The organism is Oligoflexia bacterium (assembly GCA_034439615.1).
GTDB lineage: Bacteria > Bdellovibrionota > Bdellovibrionia > JABDDW01 > JABDDW01 > JAWXAT01.
In genome coordinates this window covers 163,089-180,562 of the sequence record JAWXAT010000047.1, presented here as the reverse complement: position 1 = coordinate 180,562, position 17,474 = coordinate 163,089, and the positions used below count along the sequence as shown (strand labels likewise).

19 protein-coding genes are annotated in these 17,474 nt (G+C 40.3%); 7 read left to right on the top strand and 12 right to left on the bottom strand.

Features of this window, described 5'->3' with window-relative positions; all coding sequences use genetic code 11:
* Positions 1–9: 9 nt before the first annotated feature.
* Positions 10–273 (bottom strand): hypothetical protein, encoded by a 264-nt coding sequence (locus tag SGI74_11680; protein MDZ4678154.1) that lies wholly within the window; start codon positions 271–273, stop codon positions 10–12.
* Between the two features lie 318 nt (positions 274–591).
* Here SGI74_11680 and SGI74_11675 point away from each other — a divergent pair, with 318 nt between their 5' ends.
* Both SGI74_11675 and SGI74_11670 read left to right on the top strand, forming a co-directional pair.
* Positions 592–789: a cold-shock protein gene (locus SGI74_11675; GenBank protein MDZ4678153.1), complete on the top strand. Its 198-nt coding sequence runs from the start codon at positions 592–594 to the stop codon at positions 787–789.
* 152 nt (positions 790–941) lie between these two features.
* Complete coding sequence (locus SGI74_11670; protein ID MDZ4678152.1) at positions 942–1,268, top strand: zinc-ribbon domain containing protein; 327 nt, start codon at positions 942–944, stop codon at positions 1,266–1,268.
* Positions 1,269–1,333: 65 nt separating this feature from the next.
* Here SGI74_11670 and SGI74_11665 read toward each other — a convergent pair whose 3' ends face one another.
* Together SGI74_11665 and SGI74_11660 are read right to left on the bottom strand one after the other, a co-directional pair.
* Positions 1,334–2,509, bottom strand: a complete 1,176-nt coding sequence (locus tag SGI74_11665; protein ID MDZ4678151.1) for an acyl-CoA dehydrogenase family protein — start codon at positions 2,507–2,509, stop codon at positions 1,334–1,336.
* 80 nt (positions 2,510–2,589) lie between these two features.
* The gene (locus tag SGI74_11660) at positions 2,590–3,228 is read right to left on the bottom strand and encodes a hypothetical protein (GenBank protein ID MDZ4678150.1); all 639 of its coding nucleotides are present in this window, start codon (positions 3,226–3,228) and stop codon (positions 2,590–2,592) included.
* 73 nt (positions 3,229–3,301) lie between these two features.
* Between SGI74_11660 and SGI74_11655 the strand changes: the two genes are divergently transcribed.
* Positions 3,302–4,045, top strand: a complete 744-nt coding sequence (locus SGI74_11655; GenBank protein MDZ4678149.1) for a hypothetical protein — start codon at positions 3,302–3,304, stop codon at positions 4,043–4,045.
* A gap of 31 nt (positions 4,046–4,076) precedes the next feature.
* Here SGI74_11655 and SGI74_11650 read toward each other — a convergent pair whose 3' ends face one another.
* A complete protein-coding gene (locus tag SGI74_11650; protein MDZ4678148.1) occupies positions 4,077–4,859 on the bottom strand; it encodes an SDR family oxidoreductase in 783 nt (260 codons plus the stop codon).
* 20 nt (positions 4,860–4,879) lie between these two features.
* Complete coding sequence (locus SGI74_11645) at positions 4,880–6,058, bottom strand: acetyl-CoA C-acetyltransferase (protein MDZ4678147.1); 1,179 nt, start codon at positions 6,056–6,058, stop codon at positions 4,880–4,882.
* Between the two features lie 138 nt (positions 6,059–6,196).
* Here SGI74_11645 and purD point away from each other — a divergent pair, with 138 nt between their 5' ends.
* Genes purD through SGI74_11630 form a run of 3 tightly spaced genes read left to right on the top strand, consistent with a single transcriptional unit; the run spans position 6,197 to position 9,363 of the window.
* Positions 6,197–7,459 (top strand): phosphoribosylamine--glycine ligase, encoded by a 1,263-nt coding sequence (gene purD, locus SGI74_11640; GenBank protein ID MDZ4678146.1) that lies wholly within the window; start codon positions 6,197–6,199, stop codon positions 7,457–7,459.
* 4 nt (positions 7,460–7,463) lie between these two features.
* Positions 7,464–8,720: a DUF1015 domain-containing protein gene (locus SGI74_11635; GenBank protein MDZ4678145.1), complete on the top strand. Its 1,257-nt coding sequence runs from the start codon at positions 7,464–7,466 to the stop codon at positions 8,718–8,720.
* A 1-nt stretch (position 8,721) separates the two neighbouring features.
* Positions 8,722–9,363: a methyltransferase gene (locus SGI74_11630; GenBank protein MDZ4678144.1), complete on the top strand. Its 642-nt coding sequence runs from the start codon at positions 8,722–8,724 to the stop codon at positions 9,361–9,363.
* Positions 9,364–9,444: 81 nt separating this feature from the next.
* Here SGI74_11630 and SGI74_11625 read toward each other — a convergent pair whose 3' ends face one another.
* From SGI74_11625 to SGI74_11615, 3 genes are all read right to left on the bottom strand, one after another.
* On the bottom strand, positions 9,445–9,906 hold the full coding sequence (locus tag SGI74_11625; protein MDZ4678143.1) for a hypothetical protein: 462 nt from the start codon (positions 9,904–9,906) through the stop codon (positions 9,445–9,447).
* Positions 9,907–10,009: 103 nt separating this feature from the next.
* Positions 10,010–11,074, bottom strand: coding sequence for an MBL fold metallo-hydrolase (locus SGI74_11620; GenBank protein ID MDZ4678142.1), 1,065 nt, complete (start codon positions 11,072–11,074; stop codon positions 10,010–10,012).
* 80 nt (positions 11,075–11,154) lie between these two features.
* A complete protein-coding gene (locus tag SGI74_11615; protein MDZ4678141.1) occupies positions 11,155–11,838 on the bottom strand; it encodes a hypothetical protein in 684 nt (227 codons plus the stop codon).
* Positions 11,839–12,215: 377 nt separating this feature from the next.
* Between SGI74_11615 and SGI74_11610 the strand changes: the two genes are divergently transcribed.
* Positions 12,216–12,665 carry a DoxX family protein gene (locus SGI74_11610; protein MDZ4678140.1) on the top strand — a complete coding sequence of 150 codons (450 nt, stop codon included), beginning with the start codon at positions 12,216–12,218 and terminating at the stop codon, positions 12,663–12,665.
* Here SGI74_11610 and SGI74_11605 read toward each other — a convergent pair whose 3' ends face one another.
* The 4 genes from SGI74_11605 to SGI74_11590 form a co-directional block, all read right to left on the bottom strand.
* On the bottom strand, positions 12,666–14,060 hold the full coding sequence (locus tag SGI74_11605) for a sigma-54 dependent transcriptional regulator (protein ID MDZ4678139.1): 1,395 nt from the start codon (positions 14,058–14,060) through the stop codon (positions 12,666–12,668).
* 88 nt (positions 14,061–14,148) lie between these two features.
* Entirely contained in the window at positions 14,149–16,089 is a 1,941-nt protein-coding gene (locus SGI74_11600) for an ATP-binding protein (GenBank protein ID MDZ4678138.1), read from the bottom strand.
* Positions 16,086–16,802, bottom strand: coding sequence for an HAD family hydrolase (locus tag SGI74_11595; protein ID MDZ4678137.1), 717 nt, complete (start codon positions 16,800–16,802; stop codon positions 16,086–16,088). The genes SGI74_11600 and SGI74_11595 overlap by 4 nt, the downstream gene beginning before the upstream one ends.
* Entirely contained in the window at positions 16,792–17,454 is a 663-nt protein-coding gene (locus SGI74_11590) for a DUF2817 domain-containing protein (GenBank protein ID MDZ4678136.1), read from the bottom strand. Before SGI74_11590 ends, SGI74_11595 begins: the two co-directional genes overlap by 11 nt.
* Between the last annotated feature and the right edge of the window lie 20 nt (positions 17,455–17,474).

The following is a 17,474-nucleotide window of genomic DNA, read 5'->3' as shown; positions in this document are numbered from 1 at the left end:
CTTTAACTCTTACTTTTGAACAGTGGTGACAGATGAGTCGTGAGCAAACACGGCCTCAACCCGCGCGAGTGAATCTTCATTTAGGCTTTGAACATTTTGATTCCAACGACCTTCGTTGATCTCATTTGCCTCTTGGGCCAAACGCACATCTTTGATCATAGAAACCAAAGCAGATTCATCAGATCCTAGGCCCGATTGGCTGCTACTAGCTGCTGCTCCAACAAAACCTATGATAAATAAAGCTAAGAAAACGACACGATATAAACGTTCCACAACAACTACCTTCCGCATTCTCAGGGAATGCTTCAACTTCAACAAGGCTTGGAACACAAGCCGGGACAATACCGTTATTAGCAATACCAATGCCCATTGAAATCATTAAGGAATTTTTAATTTGTGTCGAAAAAAGTGACAAAATCGCGCTTTAAAATGCCGTAAATTAAGTCTACTTTTTACATGGGTCCTACCGGGTAGTCATATGACGCATGTCTAGAATTCACTATAAACGATTTCAGCGGCTTGACGATAAGCGCCAAGACCCTTAGCATAAATATAAGAGCTTTAAGACCCGTTGCACTAGGAGATACAGCAATGAAAACGGGGAAGGTGAAGTGGTATAATCCTAAAAAGCACTTTGGTTTTATTACTGGCGATGACGGTGAGGATATCTTTTTACATTCAACAGATGTCCCGCCTGGGGAGGAATTAAACGAAGGTGATAAGGTTGAATATGAAGTAGGAAGTGCGCCCAAAGGGCCAAAAGCCATAAATGTTAAAAAAACCCAGTAAGTATAAGGGCCCCTTGCATTCTATGGGCTTGTGCGTTAATATTATTGATAAGGCTTGCAAAGTATTCCCACCGGTTTTCAGTAAAGAAACTCCTAGGGGACTAAGCGCCCCGAGAAAAATATGTTAAACCATTCAAAAAAAGGAACCCTAAAGTGAGTTACTCAGATAAAACCCTTCAATGTAAGGACTGTGGTGTTGATTTTACGTTTACATCACGCGAACAAGAATTCTATGCACAAAAAGGTTTTCAAAATGAACCTACAAGGTGCAAACCCTGCCGCGACAACCGTAAAACCGGTCGTGAAGGTGGTGGCGGTGGTGGTGGTGGTGGACGAGGCCGTGGTGGTGAAGACCGTGGCGACAGACAAATGTTCTCTGCTGTTTGCTCCACATGTGGTGCTCAAACTCAGGTTCCTTTCAAGCCCGATCCAGCAAAACCAGTTTATTGCCGTGATTGCTTTAAGAAATCACGTTCATAAGACTGCTTAAAATTGTATTTTGAAAAGCCTCTGAGAAATCAGGGGCTTTTTTTTATGTCACAGTATTAGTTCACTCGGTAAGCGGGAATTCCGGTGATGTATTCACCCAGAACTAAACGATGAATGTCTTCAGTGCCTTCATAGGTGTTTACGCTTTCAAGATTTCTCATGTGGCGACCAACTTGATATTCATCTGTAATGCCGTTTGCACCTAAGATATCGCGGGCGATACGTGCAATTTTTAGGGCTTCTGAAACGTTATTCATTTTAGCTAAGCTCACATGATGTGCTTTGGCTGAGCCTTGGTCTTTCATGCGCCCTAATTGGAGTGCTACGAGTTGACCCTTGGTGAGTTCAGTTAACATATAGGCCAGTTTTGCTTGAACCAATTGGTAACTTGCGATGGGTTTATCAAATTGAATACGTGATTTTGCATATTCTGTGGCTTCATGAAATACAGCCATCATAGAGCCAAGTGCGCCCCAAGCGATTCCGAAACGTGCGTTATTTAAGCAACCAAAGGGGCCCTTAAGACCTTCAACATTTGGAAGTAAATTTGATGCAGGAATACGACAATCTGCAAAGTTAAGTTCACTTGTGACACTTGCTCTTAGTGAGAATTTGCCGTGAATGTCTTTTGTTGTGTAACCTGGAGTTCCTTTATCGACGAGAAATCCACGAATTTTTCCGTCTTCTGTTTTTGCCCAAACAATTGCTACCTCGGCTTGGCCACCGTTGGTGATCCACATTTTACTGCCGTTAAGAATGTAGCTGTCACCATCTTTACGAGCACGTGTGAGCATTCCACCGGGGTTTGAACCGAAGTCAGGTTCTGTGAGTCCGAAGCAGCCAATGATTTTGCCGGCCGCCATTCCAGGAAGATATTTTTGCTTTTGTTCTTCAGTACCATAAGCGTGAATGGGGAACATACAAAGCGCTCCTTGCACGCTCACAAAACTTCTCAAGCCTGAATCGCCGCGCTCAAGTTCTTGCATGATAAGGCCATACGCTGTGTAACTAAGCCCCGCGCAACCGTAGCCTTTAAGTGTTGCTCCAAGGGTTCCCATTTCGGCAAGTTGTGGAACTAATACTTTTGGAAATGTACCTTCTCGATCGTATTTTTCGATGATGGGAATGACTTCTTTTGAAACCCATTGTCTGACGGTATCTCGAATCATGCGTTCTTCTTCTGTGAGCATAGAATCGATATTGTAAAAATCAGAACCTTCAAATGGTTTCATAGGATGAGTACCCCTGTATTTCTATATGTTTGCGAACGATCTTTTATTGCATTGGCAGGGTAAAAAGTAAAGCCGTACAATCACTGAATTAAGGCAGGGGTCAGTTTTTGAAGAATAAAAGTTTGGTTGGGTTGAAGAAAGCGTCCAAACCATTCTGATAATGCGTGTGGTTTTTGATCTGAAAATATAATGGGGTCAATTACACCCCATTGGCCGTCATTGTTTCCAACGAGTAGCGCAATATGGTAATCCCAATTTGCGATGAATTTTGCATCACCTACTAAAACCTGAACTCCCATGAGTTTATTAACCGTTCTTGCAGTGCGCAGGGTATAAATTTTAATTCCTGGAAAACTTACTTTAAGCGCTGTTCCAATTTCCTCGGTTACACAAGCGCATTCATTTACACAATAATGCGCTATTCTGCTTGGTGGATCATACTCCCAATTCCAAACGCGTTTTTGAGTTTGAATAAAACTCCACGTTGCATTTACAAGTAATGTTTCTGCCGGGCCTAAATTCAGTACTGGAGTTTTAGAGTTGTTGTTTCCTTGCACGAGTGTCAATTGATCTTCAGTGGTTGTTGAAATGTTATATAAAATAGAATCGATGGGTCTTGAGCTTGAAGCCCAAACTTGATTTGCAGTTAAAAAAATTAAAGCCCAAAATAGGCTTGTGATAATTGAAACCCGAGGTGTGACTCTCTTAATTTTCTGCATGGCAACTCCAGTCATTTACAAAGCAATGTGCGTGCCGTAGTTGTTTGGCATGTTAATTCCATAGATCAATCCCATGGATAATCAAAAACTACAGGATGCTCATAAGGTTATTAGAGGGCGTATTAACGTCACTTTGATGGTTCTTTTGACAGTGTTTTCTGCGATTTTAAATCAAGAGGCACACGCCAGTTGTGCTTCGGCTTTGTATGAGCTTTACCACACAACACAAGCAGAAAAAACGTTTGGGAAAAACTCTTCTAATCAAACCAGTGAAGGCCAAATGAGGTTTAGCGGAGCGAAATTAGAGCGCACTTTTATTGAAATAAACGAAAAGACTTACCGATATGAAGATCATCCACTTTCAAAAGGGAATGATAATATCTCTCGAGTTCATCTGGCTGATGGAAATCAAATTGTTAAAATATATGACGGTAAATATAAAACTTCTTTTTTAAGAGAGATTGCACTCACAAAAATTATACAAGATTTAGGTTTCCCGATTGTTCCAATTACTGCATTTGATTTAAAAAAATTGGTGATTGTAAAACCATATTTTGCCCATGAAGATTATGCAGAAATGTTACCCCTATCGACTGTAAGAAAAAGCAGTGAGCTCGCAAACTTACGTAGAAAACTAATTTCTGATGTAATAACAGCAGTTCGGGCAAACGAGAAAGTAGCACAGCAAGAACTAAAAAAGTATGGGTTGAATTTCAAAGAAGAATTATGGCGTATGATTGGGGAATTGAGTAAAGGTGAAAACGTTATTTTTGTTCCTACTTCAAATTCTGTTCAGATTATGATTTTGGATCCATAACAGCCAACTTAGTAATTTACTCTTGGTAAAATTAAAACATTGTTAGACCACCGTTAACTGACCAGGTTTGCCCTGTGACGGCATCAGCTAGTGGGCTTGAAAGAAAAGTTACTACTTGGGCGATTTCGTCTGCTCGCAAAGTTCTTCCCATGGGCATTGCTGCTAATAATTTTTCTTCTGTGACTTTAATACTTGAAGCACTTGGATCTCGCGCAAGTAAGTAATCTTCTGTGGGGCCCATGGCCACACAATTCACCGCAATATTGGATGAAGCTAATTCACGAGCTAATGATCTTGCGTAGTAAATAATCCCACCGCGACTGATCGCTAAAATGGATTCGCCTTCAGAGCCCCAGCGAACTAAATCAGATATGAGATAAATAATTTTTCCACGTTTACGACCACGCATAAAGGGTACAATGGCTTGTGTGGTGTAAACAGCGCTCTTAGTATTAATGTCAATCATGCGCTCAAATTCTTCTAAATAGTCAGGAGAATTGATCAAAGAAACTTTTGATGTAAAAAGCCCTCCGATAAGAACATCGATTCCGCCAAAAGTTTCTGCCGCTTTACTGACTGCTTCTTTTACGGCTTTATGATCCGTAAGATTAACTTCAAAATACGCTGCTTTTCCGAAAGATTCTTTGACCTCGCGAGTTTCAGATATTTCATCAACGATTCTACGAGCCTTCTCAGGGTTTTTATCAAGAATTGCGATGTCTGCACCAAGACTGGTGAGGTTTAAAGCCAGTGCTCGACCCACATCACTTGTTCCGCCAGTAATTACAAATGTTTTATCTTTAAGTTTAATCATTGATGAGTTCCTCGTTTAAATTAGAATGCTTCTAAAACAACAGCAATACCTTGTCCGCCACCGATACATGCTGAACCCAAACCATACTTTTGTTTACGTCGTCTAAGTTCATAAATCAAATGCATGGTGAGTCTTGTGCCTGAAGCTGCCAGGGGATGACCAATAGCAATTGCGCCGCCATTGACGTTGGTTATTTCACGATTAAGTTCTAGTTCTTTTTCAACGGCAAGATATTGAGCTGCAAAGGCTTCATTTACTTCGATAAGATTCATATCGCTTAATTTTTTACCTGCGATCTCTAATGCTTTACGTGATGCGGGGGCGGGGCCTATGCCCATGATTTTTGGATCACAACCCACACTGGCCCAAGAGACAAGACGCGCCAGTGGTTTGAGGCCTTTTTTCTCTGCAAGTTTTGCTGATGTCACAATAACTGCAGCGGCACCGTCAACGATTCCAGATGACCCTGCTGCGGTTACGATTCCATCTTTTTTAAATACAGGTTTTAGTTTTGCCAATGCTTCAATGGTGACATCGGGTCTGGGATGTTCGTCTTTTGAAAATTGAATCGGCCCTTTTTTATCAGGTACTTCAACTGTTGTGAGTTCGTCAGCAAAAACTCCTTTTTCGATTCCAGCTTTGCAGCGTTTTTGTGAGAGCAAAGAATATTCATCAACTTGAAGACGTGTGATGCCATACTTTGTGGCAAGGTTTTCGGCTGTGATGGCCATGGGAGTACCCGCATACAGATCAACCAGTGCTGCTGTGAGGTAGTCTTCGAATTCTCCAGGGCCCATACGATAGCCAAAACGTGCATTACGTACGATGTATGGCACGGTTGACATGCTCTCGGTGCCTCCAGCTAAAACCATGGTGGCTTCACCTGTCATGATCATCTGCGCTGCAGTGGTGATCGCTTGAAAACCACTTCCGCAGAGGCGATTAAGGCCTAATGCTCCAACGTGCTCTGGAATTGCGCATCGAAGACCAATATGTCTTGGTGAATAGATAGAATCCACATTGCTTTGTACGACGTTTCCAAAAACCACATGATCAATGTCATTGGGCGAAACACCGGCTTGTTTAATTGCGGCCTGGCTTGCGGCAACCCCGAGGTCTGTGGCTGTGAAATTTTTGAGGGTTCCACCAAAAGCTCCAAAAGGTGTTCGTTTTGCGGAAACTATGACAATGTCGTCCATTTTTTGATCCTTAGGTTATGAGCGCCCTATAATTTATGGCGGTTTTATTAAAAGTAGCCCTATAAATTGCAAGAGTAATGATAACGCAGAGCTTTGGTCAATTGACAGTATCGCAATTTGATAAGATAGTTTTAAAGCATGAACATATTAGTACTCGGTGGAGGCGGTCGAGAGCACGCACTTGTAAAAGCTCTGAAGCACTCCCCAAAAGTAAAACAAGTCAGCTGTGCTCCTGGAAATCCTGGTATTTCACTGGATGCAACTTGCTATCTCACAGACCCCAATGATTTAAGAACTGCTCTTGATTTAGCAAAACGAATCAAACCAGATCTTATTGTCATTGGCCCTGAAGCTCCGTTAGCGGCGGGAGTAAGTGATGCATTGCGAAACCAACGCTTTAATGTATTTGGCCCTTCACTTGCGGCCTCACGATTAGAAACGAGCAAGGTTTTTTCTAAAGAATTTATGCTTAAGCATAAAATTCCAACTGCAAATGCAGTGATCTGCACCACGGCATTAGAAGTTGAAGCCGCTGCCGCTGAAAAATTTCAAGCACCGTGGGTGGTCAAAGCCGATGGTTTGGCCTCTGGAAAAGGTGTGCGCATTTGTGAATCACAAGTTGAACTTAAAAAATGTTTGCATGATTTTTTTGAGACAAAAACTTTAGGTAAGGCCGCTCAAAAAGTATTACTTGAAGAACATCTTAAGGGCGAAGAACTAAGCCTCATGCTTTTAATTGCTGGGGGCAAATACGTTCTCTTGCCAGTAAGCCAAGATCACAAGCGACTTCATGATAAAAATAAAGGCCCAAATACTGGTGGAATGGGTGCGTTTGCACCTGTGAAACAGTGGAGTAAACATCTTAAAAAATTAGAAGAAAAGATTATTATTCCCACACTTGAAGGTCTTAAGGCTGACAAGATTGATTATCGTGGGGTTTTATATATCGGTGTGATGATGACAAAAGCTGGGCCTTTTGTTTTGGAATATAATGTGCGCTTTGGTGACCCTGAAGCTCAAGTACTTTTGCCACTGCTTGACGGGAATTGGGCTGAAGTATTTTTAAAAGTTGCCAATGGCGAAATTCCAAAATTGAAATGGAAAAACCAAGCTGCTGTGTGTGTCGTAATTACGGCGCCTGGTTATCCCGATACACCACAAAAAAATATTCGATTTACCATTGATAAAAAAATAGTGAAGCCAGATGAGTCTCGATATCTTCTTCATGCAAGTACGATTGCTAATAATGGCTACCTTACGGCGGGTGGTCGTGTTTTAAATGCAATCGGAATAGACAAAACAGTTGCCGCAGCCAGAAAAAAAGCCTACCAAATAATCAAAAGTGTTCAGTTTGAAGGAATGCATTTTCGAAAAGATATAGCAGAAAAAACAAAGGATTAAAAAAATGGCAGTAGTAAAACCGTTTCAAGCTTGGCGCTACGACACGCAAAAAGTCGGCAGCCTCGCCAAGGTTGTTGTTCCTCCTTATGACGTGATTTCCCCTGTTGAATTAAAAAATATGAAACAAATGAGTTCCTGGAATTTTTCACATGTGATTTTAGCCGAAGGTGAAAACAAACATCAAAAAGCCTCTGAAAACGTCAAGCAATGGATGGAGCAAGGTGCCTTAATTCAAGATCAAAAACCGAGCCTTTATTTTTACAAGCAAGAATTTAAACTCGATCGCTATGAGTTGTTTTGCCAAGACATTCCACCTGCGAGTATGAAAAACGGCACTTTGAGTCGTACGGGTATTTTTTGTCGTGTTGGATTAGAAGATTACGAAAACAAAGTTATTTTGCCACACGAAAAAACATTCGCAGGGCCAAAAGCAGATCGCTACCAGTTGATGGAATCAGCCCAAGGCAATATGGAGCCTGTTTTTTTAGGTTATGATTCCCCACGATTTAGCGGAGATGAATTTGAAAAAATCGTCGCAGGTAAGGAGCCACTTTATTCGTTTACGGATAATATGGGTGTGGAACATAAGTTGTGGAATATAACTGATGTCGAGATTATCAAAGATGTAGAAAAAACTTTGGGTAATCAGAAGTTTTATATTTTAGACGGACATCATCGCTACGAAACAGCATTGAAGTTTTTTAAAGATCATCAAGGTGAAAAAGAAAGTCAGAAATATGTTTTGGCAAATATCTGCTCGTTTAAACAACCAGGTACTGTGATTTTGCCAACTCATCGCTTGGTAAAAGGGCTTAAAAATTTCAGTAAAGATTCTTTTCTCAGTACATTTGAACAAGATTTTGAAATCACACCGGTTGCCACATTAGGTGATATTGAAACACAACTAAAACTTTCTCCGACAACAGCCTTTGGAGTGATGCTCTCTGATGGTGGTTATCATCTGATGCGTCTTAAGCGCACATCAGATTTATTAAAAAGCGGGAAACTTGATTTAGAACTTCTTCATGAAAATATATTAGAGCTTATGGGTTCTCCAAAAGAAGAAGACATAGCCTATGTCAAAAGCATTTCTGAATTTGAAGACCGTCTAAAGAAAAGCGAATTCCAAGTTGGTTTTCTAGTACGCCCCACGACATGTGATGATGTAATGGCGGTCGCGCATAAGTTCGGCAAGATGCCTCACAAATCCACATTCTTTTATCCCAAAATTCCATCAGGCCTCATAATCAATAAGTTTTAAGATGTATAAAACTGACTGGAAATTTCAATCAGGACAAAAAAGACACACCCAAGATGGGTGTCAGCTTGTGCGTTTAATGAAAGGCATTGGTAAGGGTAATCGTTTAGTTTATGCCATCGATGTGGGCTGTGGTGATGGAATCATTGCTTACGATATGCTCATTCACAAAAAAGCGACGAAGGTTTTGGCTATTGATATCGTCAGTGAAGCTGTGAAAGTAGCTCAACAAAACTTAGAATCTTACGGTGAAAAAGCTGAGGCTAAAAAAATATCAGCTAGTACATTTTTTAAAAATAAAATGAACTGGGATCTCTTTCATCGATTCGTTATTAACCCGCCATTTTTTGTTGAAGGTTCAGGGCCTGTTAATAAGAATAAACAAGATCAGCTCGCAAGGCACGATAGTACCTTAAGTTTAAATTTATGGGCACGTGGAGCAAAAAGATTATTAAAAACTGGAGGCGAGCTTTATTGTGTTTTTCCTACAGAAAGATTGGCAGAGGCATTGTGTGTACTTTCGCAAAACAATGTAGAGCCAAAAGAACTTTGGTGGTTCAAGGATGACCTTAGAAAAAGACGTTTTTTCTTACGCGCGGTACGAGGTGCTCGACCTGGAGTTATCGTGCACACGGAAATGAAGTAAAGTAATCAATAAAAAACCCCATCGTTTCCAACGGGGCTTTTCAATTTAAGTTCTTTGTAAAATTAGAATAACTAACTAAATTTAATTTTTAACAACACATTTCAATCGTGTATCTGAACCCCAGCGACGGATTACATAACCGTTTGCTAATGGGCCAGCGTCAACATAACGATAGAGACCGTGGTAATAGTCGTAATCGTAATCACGATTTTCTAAGCTGGCGCGAAATTTTTCTCCAGTTGAAAAAGACACATCTCGTGGAACACTAAGTACAACAAGTGAGTTCTGTTGACGCTGAGTATTTGCAAGATCTTGTGATGTGTATAATTTATTTTTTGCAAATTTTGAATAATCGTCGAGTTTTAAATCTCTTGAAGCCTGTTCATTTACAAATAAATTTAAATTTGTATTACCGGCATTTGAAGTTACGTGTAATTTAACTTTGTTGTTTGAACTTCGACATTCAACCACAATAAGTTGTTCAGCCTGAACTGCTGTAGAAAATAATAATGTAAGTGTTAAACTAAGAATTAGTGTTTTCATAAATACCTCCCTTAAATATTGGGTAACGATCTACCCAATATGTCCATCTACAGCGGGAATTTAGCGGGAATAAAGTAGACCTGCAAGACAATTAAGCTGCGAGTTATTTTTCTATTGGTAGTCCCGTCATGACCCATCCACGGAATCCGCCGCTGATGTTCGTTACGTCTGAAAATCCGAGATAACTCAATGTCTTAGAAGTATATGAGCTGCGCCCACCGGAGAGACATGACATATAAATTTTAGTCGATTTGCGTAGCTCAGATAGGTGTAAACCAAGCTCTGACATGGGTATATTTTGTGTACCCGGAATATGCCCAGCCTCAAATTCCTCAGCCTCACGAACATCGATAAAGGCCACACCATCTGCTTTTTCTTTGATAACGGGTAGGTATTCTTGTGGGCCAATATTCTTAAAACTTACGGTGTCTTTACTTGGCATTCCACAAGAGGTCGCGCATTCACCCATAACTTCTGGTGGAGTTGGGTTTTTAGCTAAATTAAATTCAATTCTTTTTTTAATCTCATCATCAGATGCGACGATAGATTCTAATTTTTTAAACGAGATGAATTCTTCTTTTGATTTTAAGAGGTGTGCATTTTTTTGTATTTCTACTTCTAAAGTCGAAAAAAGATAATCGTTGTAATCATGCGCTGGTAAAACAACTGTCGATTTAGGTAATTGTTCAAAAATTTTATGAATACTTTCCCACTGTTGAGAAGCATCAGCGCCCGGAAAATCGGTGCGGCCAGTTGAGCCAATAAAAAGTGAGTCCCCAGTGAAGACAATGCCGTCTCCGATGAATGAAAGAGAATCAGGTGTATGTCCTGGAGTCTCAAGAACGGTGAGTTCATGGGCTCCAAAATTTATTTTGTCACCAGTTTTGAGAAATTTTGTGGGTCTTTTACTTTGTGTGAGGTGAGACATTCCGATTTCAGATTGAAATTCTTGACCAAAGAGATGGGTCGCAGAGAAATGATCTGCATGAATATGAGTATCTAAAACCCAAATTGGTTTAAGCTCAGAGTGACTGAGAAAATGCGCGTATTCATCAAGTAATGTGGCATCAGGGTCTATCACTACGGTTTCTTTTGTTTGACGATCGTAAATCAAATAAGAAACGCAGCCATTGTTACGAAATTGTTTTAATCCTACTTGTGTATTCATAAATTTTGGTCCTTTTGAAAAAGACACAGATATAACCGTTGGATAATGTCCTTTATTTTTTGATGGGTGTCTAGGGGAGTTTAGAAAATGTAGGTGATGTAGAGTGTGCCTTCAGGCAAGAATTGCCCTACAACCGATTTATTGCTCAATGATAATGTTGTACTTTGTGTAATTGGTTTTGAAATTTCGGTGAGAAGAGATTTGTCATCCATTGTGTAGGTGAGATTTGATGAAAGCCAACCCGTGTATGTGAGAATGGCGCGATGTTCAAGGGCTCTAATATTAAAATTTATAGTATGGATGATGTCATTCGCATTTGCTTGGGTCTCTGCTGGTGCAGTCTGATCTGTTGCACTTGATTCTTGGGAATCAACAAAATCCGAATTTTTTTCAGGTTCTGGTTCAGATTTCGCAGGTTTTGAAAGCACAAGAGTGGTCTGTGTGACTGATTGTATCTGAGTTGCAATTTTACCAATCGGAGTTTGTTTAAAATATTCTCCATTAACGAGGTTTTCTAAAACTTTTTGTCCTACGCCATCTCTAAATTGTAGAGCCACTACTTTTTCATTATTCGTAGGAGTTAATGGCGGAAAGTACTGATTAATGACTTCTTTATTAATCAAAGGCTTTCTGACTGAATAGATGGGTACAACTTTAAGATCAATAGAACGTGCTCGATCAGGAATCGACGCACTTGCATAAGGGGCTGCCAAGCCCAGGGCCAGAATAAATAGAGATAAAAATAGTGTCAGTTTAGTTTTCATTCTCTACCCTCCTCCTTTGAGAAAGCAAACTCGATACCAAGATTCTACGCGTTGGGGGACAGGGCCCAAAATCCTTCTTAGGCCCCCTTGGGATTCGAAGCTTGTTACATAGGCCTATAGAGCAACGGTTGGGCCACCCAGGGGCCTTGAAATCGTTGAGTTTTTCTTCGCTGATTTTCCGGTGTTTTAGACAGCTTTTACAGATGAGTGATTTATATTGATGCATAAGTAATTGAAATTTAAAGATATTATTAAATAACGTAATGATACTTAGCGGTTGTTTTTAACTTAGTCAGCACAGATCATTGTTATTTGCAGCCATTTCGAATTAGCATTCTAGTTATTCTAGCAGTGAGAGTAGGCAACCTGGGGGATCAATGAAAAAGCTTAAAAAATTCCATACTAAAGTTTTAGTTATTGCTGAGAAAATGAAATGGCTTCCTGGGCTGCTAACGCGGCTCACTTTAGGGGTCATGTTTGTTGAGGCAGGATGGGGCAAATTGGGTCATATAGCAAAAGTGACTCAGTTTTTTCTTGAATTGGGAATACCCATGCCTGAGTTCCATGCATGGCTTGTGGCACTGACAGAGCTAGTTTGTGGTGCGCTGCTTATTGTGGGAGTATTTGTGCGTTACGCATCTGTTGCGTTAGCCATAACAATGGGTGTGGCACTTGTTACTGCAAAAAGTGAATCAATTGAAACCATCACTGACATAGCTGGAGTTCCAGAATTTCTTTATATAATTCTTTTGTCATGGCTTGCAGTGTTTGGCGCCGGGAGTATTTCTCTATATCGCGCACTAGGTAACCCCTGGGCAAAAAAATAATTACATTGAGCGTTCGGGGGGAGTAAGGCCTTTTTTCTTAATTTTTTCAACCAGTGTGGTGCGATTAAGATTTAAAAGGCTTGCTGCTTTATTGCGATTCCAACCAGTGCGCTGAAGTGCTTGCATGATAAGTGTGTTCTCAAAATTATCAACGGCTGAGTTGAAATCTAATCCTTTGTTTGGCAAAGAAAGGCTTTCAGGATTTAAAGAAACATTGCGCTGTTGATAACGCTCAGGAAGATCTCGGCTCTCAATAATACCACGACCTTTTAAGATCACAAGTCGCTCGACCAGATTTTCAAGCTCTCGCACATTGCCGGGCCATTGATAGCTCATGAGTAAATCCATTGCGTCTTGATCAATGCCTTGGATGTCTCGACGTTTTGTTTCATTAAAATGTGCGATGAAATGTTGAAGTAAAAGTGGGATATCGCTTTTTCTTTGTCGCAGGGCTGGAATTTTAATGGGGATAACATTGAGTCTGTAAAAGAGATCTTCACGAAATTGTTTTTCTGCCACTAATAAATCTAAGTCTCTGTGAGTAGCGGCAATAACTCGAACATCTACTTCAATTGTTTTTGCTGTGCCAACAGGTTCAAATCTTCGCTCTTGTAATACGCGTAACAATTTTACTTGAAGATTGGGGCTCATATCGCCAATTTCATCTAGAAATATGGTTCCCCCGTGGGCAACTTCAAAACGGCCTTGACGACTTGAGATGGCTCCTGTGAATGCGCCTTTCACGTGTCCGAAAAGTTCACTCTCTAAAAGATCTTCGGGGATGGCTCCACAATTTACGGGGACCATAAGTTTTTCTGTGCGTGAAGAGTTATAGTGAATGGCTCGGGCAACAAGTTCTTTTCCGGTACCGGATTCACCTGTAATGAGAACAGTTGAATCACTGTCTGCAACGCGTTCGATTAATTCAAAGACTTGGCTGATCTCTGGAGAATTACCAATGATGTTTTCAAATTTATATTTTTCATGAAGTTGGCTGCGAAGATTTTTATTTTCTTGTCTGAGTTTTTTATGCTCGATGGCTTTATCAACAAGAGTGAGAACTTCATCAATGTTAAACGGTTTAGTGATGTAATGAAAAGCCCCGCGCTTAGTGGCTTCAACCGCATTTTGAATTGTTCCAAAGCCTGTGAGTACTAGGGTTTGGCATTGGGGGTGAATCTTTTGGAGTTTCACCATGAGATCGAGCCCGTTGCCATCAGGAAGCCTGAGATCAACTAGTAAAAGGTCTAAGGCTTGTTCGCTAGAAGCTAGGGTTTCCGCTTCTGTCAAAGAATTGGCCGTGAGAATTTGATGGCCTCTTTTTTCTAATGCTCTAAATAATGCGATTCTGATACTGGACTCGTCATCGACGACAAGGATACGCGATGGCTGCATCTCTTTTCCTTCCATGGTTTAGAGAACTATGGCTCATTCATTGGGCCATAAAAATATGGTATCAAAATTTTCTCAGGATTGAAATTTCTTAGTCAAAAATTTGTTGTCCAGTTGGACTTTTGGCGACAGGAAGTGTGATAAAAACCGTAACTGACTGGCCCATGAGGGAAGAAATTTCCATCTGGCCTCCATGATCCTTGACAATTTGATAGCTTACACTAAGCCCAAGTCCTGGATTTTTTGTCTTATCTTTTGTAGTGAAAAATGGCGTGAAAACCCTTGCTAGATCTGGCGTTGGAATCCCCGTGCCATTGTCAGTAATTTCTATTTTTACAAATTTTTTAAAATCATCTGTGTAGCTACTCTTAATTAAAATTTTTCCTGGAGGTTGTCGTTTCCCTGTTGCTAATCTTTCTGCAATTGCTTCACAGCTGTTTTGCGTAATGTTGACAAGAACTTGTACGAGCTGATTTGTGTCGGCTTTTATTATTATGGCTGCATCATTTAATTCTTTATCAATTTGAATTCCAAGCCCTCGGGTTTGAAGCTCCATAATATTAGCGACGAGTCTGATGAGCTCACCTAGTTGAGCAATTTGAAGATCATTACTCACTGATTTTCGAGTAAAGGCTAATAGATTTTCAACGATTGTTTTACATCGTATTGCAGCTTGTTCCATTTCAACGATGTCAGGGTATATGCGATCTGCTTTTGCGATTTCACCTTTGAGTATTTGCAAAAATGCGATCATGCCCCCTAGTGGGTTATTAATTTCATGGGCAATGCTTGAGCCAATGGTTCCGATTTCTGCCATTTTTGATGACTCAAGAATTTGCCTCTGAATTTTTTGCTCTTCACTAATATCGTGATAAAAAAGTGCAAAACTTTTTTTGCCAGTATCAAGGCGAACAGGATGTGAGCTTACTGAGAAGTGTGCTTGTGATCCATCAGGTAGAGCCACTTCTCCTAGATCAAAGCTTTGACCTAACTGGCATTTCTCACAGGGACTTTCGCGATTAAAGAGGACCTCATAACATTTTTTACCAACAATGTTATCAAGGGGGATGGTTGTTTTTCCGGCATATGATTTATTCACGCGTACAATTTGATAATTTTCGTCTACTAGTGAAAGTGGGTCAGTCACTGAATCAAATGTAGAATCCCATTCTTGTTTCACTGATTCGATAGCTTCAAGCGCCATGAGCCTATCGATTGCAAGACCAACAGCATCGCTCACTTGTAAAAGAAAATCATCTTCGTCAGAGGTGAATGGTTTTTTATTATCACGAGCAAAATAAATATGCCCCAGCAAATCTTGATCGCGCCAAAGGGGGGCTGAGAAAACGGCCATGTTCACAATCGAACTTGCTTCAACTTGATCAAGGAAACTCTGATCTTTAAAAAGAATACGTGTCCATGAAAGCCCCAGTGCTACTTGGAGGGCGTCTTTAAGGTGATGTTCGATTTCTTGTTTTGTAAGACTTCTTTGAATTGTTACAAGGGCGCGATTCAGCGCTTCGGTGCGACGGGTGGCTTGCAAAAGTTTTTCTCGCGCTTCGACAAGAAAGTTTTCGCGCGCTTTAACTTTTTCTTCTAAAAGAATGCTTAAATGCTGCAAGCGTTGGTTTTGTTCTTGAGTAAGTAATAAAAATGCTTGGTTTTGTTTGATGAGTTCATATTCTTCAAGTGCTTCACGAACGGCGATTTGCAAAGTTTCAATTTCAAATTCAGGAATAATTTTAAAAACTCCAACTACGTTTATGGCTCTTTGTAATTCTAGAGGGCTGATTTCTAAACCTACAAGTATTGTTTGAACATCAGAGTTGAGTGAACGGGTTTCTTTTAAAAAATCAAAACTGTCATTGATTTTGGTGTCTGGTGATTTAGGCAGTCGATCTGCGGCAACTACAACGGCGTAAGGGTTTGTTTTAAGTATTTCAAGTGCGTTGTCATAATTTTCGCAGTGATCTGCTCCAAATTCTACAGTGCCGGGAGTGGGATGCCCGACGATGAGAATACTAGCTCTCACAATAGAATCTCGCGAAGTTGACTTAGCGTCTCGACTTTCGCATCGGGCTCCTCAAAACTTGTCTGTGGCTGAAGTTGTACGTACTCACCGTGGAGCATGAGAATTGTTTGCATCCCTAATTCTTTGGCGTCTCGAATTTCACTATCGATACGATTTCCAATACTCACAAAACCACGAGGCTCATGTTTTGAAGTGGTGAGGATTTCATGAAACGTTGTAAATTTTGTTTTTGAGTTGTTGATATTAACGATATAGATTTTTTTTAAATATTCTTCCAGCCCTAGGAGTTCAATTTTTTTCTGTTGAGTGCTTGGGGTCCCCAGAGTGACAAGGTACAATTCAAATTTTTCACCTAATGCCTTTATGATTTCAAGTGCATCAGAAAAAAGAGAGATCTCTTCATTTATATGCCGGTCATGAAATGCATTAAAGCCAGCTTGAATGACATCTTTTTTATTAACATTCTCATTGAGACCGAAATGCTCAACAAGTTGTTCGTAAATATTTTTTCGAGGGTTAGCTGTGAATAACTTTTCTCTAGCCATTACACATTCATCTATCTTTGTTTTAAGACCAGCACGAATCATGGCTTCGCAAGCTTCACGACTTGCAGGTTTTACGAGTTGCCCGTAAGTATCAAAAAGCGTGTCATCTAGATCAAAGATCACAGCACGTACAAGATTTTTATTAATAGGAGTGTTTTTAGGGGCCACGGAGTGCGATCTCCAGTAAAGCCGGGCCGATAATTTTCCAACCCTGACTGCGTTCAACATTTTCGGGAAGTTCAATGCAAACACATGCTGATTTTAAATCATGAAAACAATATTGGCCCAGGCTGCCTGGTGTTGGGTAGCCAATATCATCGGTCATTGGATACCCAAAATCTTTAATAAGTATTTCAGCCCATTTTTTTGATTTTTCGCCGGTGTAACAAATTTGTGGAATATACGTATGACAGTGAACAACCAAAAACGGTTTTGATTCTTTTAAAATTTGGACCAAAGCTTTTACCTCAGGCTCACTAGCTGGTGTCGGGCCAGGGTAGTATCGTGGCGCTTTGTGATCTTTACTCCAATCAGAGGCCGGAAAATTTCGATTTAAATCTACCCCATTGTCATTTGTGCGTTCATTTTTAGCTAAACCATCTGGATTTAAACTGGGAATAACAATCACATTGCATTTAAATTTCTGTGAATCTACTTTTGCATGTTCTATGAAGTCTTCAACGACCAATGCCCCTTCGGGTTCATCTCCATGGACCCCCCCAATGAGAACCATCGTGGGTAATTGAGGATCCCCAAATTGGTACATGAGAATATCTTTTTGCCCTGCTGATTTTGTGAGAAGTTTCATATTTCCGATCATGAACTTAAAATTGTAAGGTT

Excerpts from the sequence above, each read along its gene's own strand:
- SGI74_11610 (MDZ4678140.1), top strand. The coding sequence starts at position 12,216 with ATGAAAAAGCTTAAAAAATTCCATACTAAAGTTTTAGTTATTGCTGAG.
- SGI74_11590 (MDZ4678136.1), bottom strand. The coding sequence starts at position 17,454 with ATGATCGGAAATATGAAACTTCTCACAAAATCAGCAGGGCAAAAAGAT.
- SGI74_11650 (MDZ4678148.1), bottom strand. The coding sequence starts at position 4,859 with ATGATTAAACTTAAAGATAAAACATTTGTAATTACTGGCGGAACAAGT.
- SGI74_11665 (MDZ4678151.1), bottom strand. The coding sequence starts at position 2,509 with ATGAAACCATTTGAAGGTTCTGATTTTTACAATATCGATTCTATGCTC.
- SGI74_11630 (MDZ4678144.1), top strand. The coding sequence starts at position 8,722 with ATGTATAAAACTGACTGGAAATTTCAATCAGGACAAAAAAGACACACC.
- SGI74_11635 (MDZ4678145.1), top strand. The coding sequence starts at position 7,464 with ATGGCAGTAGTAAAACCGTTTCAAGCTTGGCGCTACGACACGCAAAAA.
- SGI74_11655 (MDZ4678149.1), top strand. The coding sequence starts at position 3,302 with ATGGATAATCAAAAACTACAGGATGCTCATAAGGTTATTAGAGGGCGT.
- SGI74_11660 (MDZ4678150.1), bottom strand. The coding sequence starts at position 3,228 with ATGCAGAAAATTAAGAGAGTCACACCTCGGGTTTCAATTATCACAAGC.
- SGI74_11605 (MDZ4678139.1), bottom strand. The coding sequence starts at position 14,060 with ATGCAGCCATCGCGTATCCTTGTCGTCGATGACGAGTCCAGTATCAGA.
- SGI74_11615 (MDZ4678141.1), bottom strand. The coding sequence starts at position 11,838 with ATGAAAACTAAACTGACACTATTTTTATCTCTATTTATTCTGGCCCTG.
- purD (MDZ4678146.1), top strand. The coding sequence starts at position 6,197 with ATGAACATATTAGTACTCGGTGGAGGCGGTCGAGAGCACGCACTTGTA.
- SGI74_11645 (MDZ4678147.1), bottom strand. The coding sequence starts at position 6,058 with ATGGACGACATTGTCATAGTTTCCGCAAAACGAACACCTTTTGGAGCT.
- SGI74_11625 (MDZ4678143.1), bottom strand. The coding sequence starts at position 9,906 with ATGAAAACACTAATTCTTAGTTTAACACTTACATTATTATTTTCTACA.
- SGI74_11620 (MDZ4678142.1), bottom strand. The coding sequence starts at position 11,074 with ATGAATACACAAGTAGGATTAAAACAATTTCGTAACAATGGCTGCGTT.
- SGI74_11675 (MDZ4678153.1), top strand. The coding sequence starts at position 592 with ATGAAAACGGGGAAGGTGAAGTGGTATAATCCTAAAAAGCACTTTGGT.